This is a genomic window from Phyllobacterium sp. P5_D12 (genome assembly GCF_054049495.1).
In genome coordinates, this window is record NZ_JBFUMG010000620.1 from 1 (window position 1) to 2457 (window position 2457).

3 protein-coding genes are annotated in these 2457 nt (G+C 57.5%); all 3 read right to left on the minus strand.

The features are described 5' to 3' along the window. Positions 1-450, minus strand: a 450-nt coding sequence (locus tag ACXJ5O_RS24320; RefSeq protein WP_457302149.1) for an ABC transporter ATP-binding protein, incomplete at its 3' end; no start/stop codon positions are given. Beyond that, positions 447-1265, minus strand: a complete 819-nt coding sequence (locus ACXJ5O_RS24325) for an ABC transporter permease (RefSeq protein WP_457302150.1) — start codon at positions 1263-1265, stop codon at positions 447-449. The genes ACXJ5O_RS24325 and ACXJ5O_RS24320, both read right to left, overlap by 4 nt. Before the next feature lie 65 nt (positions 1266-1330). Continuing rightward, complete coding sequence (locus ACXJ5O_RS24330) at positions 1331-2404, minus strand: putative urea ABC transporter substrate-binding protein (protein WP_112551713.1); 1074 nt, start codon at positions 2402-2404, stop codon at positions 1331-1333. Positions 2405-2457 lie beyond the last annotated feature (53 nt).

Below are 2457 nucleotides of genomic sequence, written 5' to 3' on the forward strand. Positions count from 1 at the left end.
CGCGAGACGCTGCTGCATGCCGCCTGAAAGCTGTGCAGGATATTTCTGTTCCGCACCCGAAAGCCCAACCTCCCCTATGAGCTGCCGGGCCTCTTCGACGGCATTGCGCCGCGTAGCTCCGAAGAGCTTCGCCTTGTAGCGCGCGTTAGAAAATTCCTTGCCGAGAAGGACGTTCCCCAGCACTGTCAGATGCGGAAACACGGAGTAACGCTGAAAGACGACACCTCGGTCCCGTCCCGGTTCCGTCGGTATAGGTTGGCCGTCGAGCAGAATCGTGCCCCTGGTGGGCCGCTCCTGGCCGAGCAACATGCGCAGGAAAGTCGTCTTGCCACAGCCGGATGGGCCGACGAGGGCGACAAAGGCGCGGGATGCGATTGTCAGCGATACGTTCTCGAGCACGATCTGGTCGCCATATTCCTTCCAGACATTCTCGATGATGAGTTCGCTCATGCCTGCTTCTCCAACTCTGACCATGGGAAGACAGCAAGACGGACGCGATCGAGGATGTAGTTGGTTACGACCGCAAGCAGCGTGATCCAGACGACATAGGGAAAGATGATATCCATCGACAGATACCGGCGGACAAGGAAGATGCGGTAACCAAGGCCGGAGTCAGACGAGATCGCCTCGGCGGCGATAAGGAAGAGCCAGGCGGGACCGAGTTGCAGCCTCAGGCACGTGATAAGCCGAGGCAGTATTTGCGGCAGCACGACGCGAAGTGCGATCTGCCACGACGATCCGCCAAGCGTTTCAGCCTTGATGATTTGCTCCCGGGGTAATTCGAGGGCCTTGAGGGCAAGGTCGCGGACCATTGTTGGCGCGACGCCGATGACGATCAGCGCGATCTTGGAAGCATCGCCGAGCCCCATGACGATGAAAAGGATCGGAAGTAACGCAAGCGGTGGTACCATGGAGATGACGGCGACAAAGGGGGAAAGCAATGCTCTCAGATAGGGCAGCATGCCGATGGCCATGCCAAGGACCAAAGCCATTACCGTCGAAATGCCCAATCCTGCGAAGAGGCGGATAAGGCTCGCGACAGTGTCGGACCAAAGCAGATATTCGCCGGTACGCGGGTCCGGCAGGAAGGCCATGCGATTAATCGCATCGGCAAAACCGGCAAGATTGGGTAGCAGCTTATCACTGGGATTTTCAGCCAGCCGCGCGACCGATCCCGCTGAATAGGCGGCAATCAGCAGTACGAATGGCAGCAGCAGCAATGTGAGCTGCGCACCCCTGCCCGGCCTTGTATTAATCCACCGCATGGATATGGCTCCTCTGAGAGGCAACGGATACGGCGCGGACGAAGCCCCGCCGCGCTTGGTATCGCTCAGAGTGAGCTGTCGGCCGCAGCCTTCATGTATGTCTCGGTGAAGCGCAGTTTGATATTGCCACTGTCGCCGAGAACCTTGCCGTCCGGCATCTCGATGCCGATGACGTCCGCAGACGCGGCACCATTGCCGAGCAGTCCTTTCTCAAACAGGAAGTTGCGTACGAGGTTCATCGTCTTCGGCAGGCTTGGCGAAGCGGTGAATTCAACCGCATCGGCCGGCCGGTCGAAGAGTTTGGTGGCGGCTAGCTGGGATTCGAAACCCTTCCGATCAGTGCCGGACGCGGAACCCATCGCCTCGCGAGCGGCCTTGCCTTCGTCACTATCTGCCATCAGCAACGCTGCAGTTTCATACCAGATGCCGGCGAGTGCCTTGCCGAAGTTCGGATTGTCCTTGAGCACGCCGGTATTGGCGACCATCAGATCGATGATTTCACCGGGAATCCCTGAACTATCGAATACCTTCTTAGCGGTCGGATCCTCGAGGATAGTCGAAACCAGAGGGTTCCAGGTGACGACAGCGGTCACATCCGCGGTTTTGTAGGCAGCGACCATATCGGCATCGGACGTGTTGACAACTTTCACGTCGCGCTCGGAGAGCTTGATGCTGTCGAGCGCACGAGCGAGCAGATAGTGCGAAACGGAATATTCTACGAGGTTGACATTCTGACTTTTCACGTCCGCAAGTGTGCTCTTGTCCTTCAGGATTACAGCATCGTTGCCGTTCGAGAAGTCGCCGACAATGACGGCCGTCGTATCGACGCCGCCGGCTGCTGGAATCGAGAGACCGTCCATATTCGTGAGCGTTACCGCGTCGAAGGCGCCAGCAGTGTACTGGTTCATCGATTCCACGTAGTCGTTGAACTGGGTGACCTCGATCTTGATGCCGTACTTATCAGCCCATTTCTTGACGATGCCATGGTCGGCGGCATAACCCCACGGCATCCAACCGACGTAAATCGACCAAGCAACTTTGAAATCGGTCTTTGGTGCGGCGGTGGCAATGGAGGTCACGCCAAACGCCACCGAGGCGGCCATTGCAGTAATCAAGAGTATTTTCGAAAAAGTCTGCATTGAAATTCCCCTTTTGCTTCTCTTCAAAAAGGGATCGGCATAGACCATCGCGC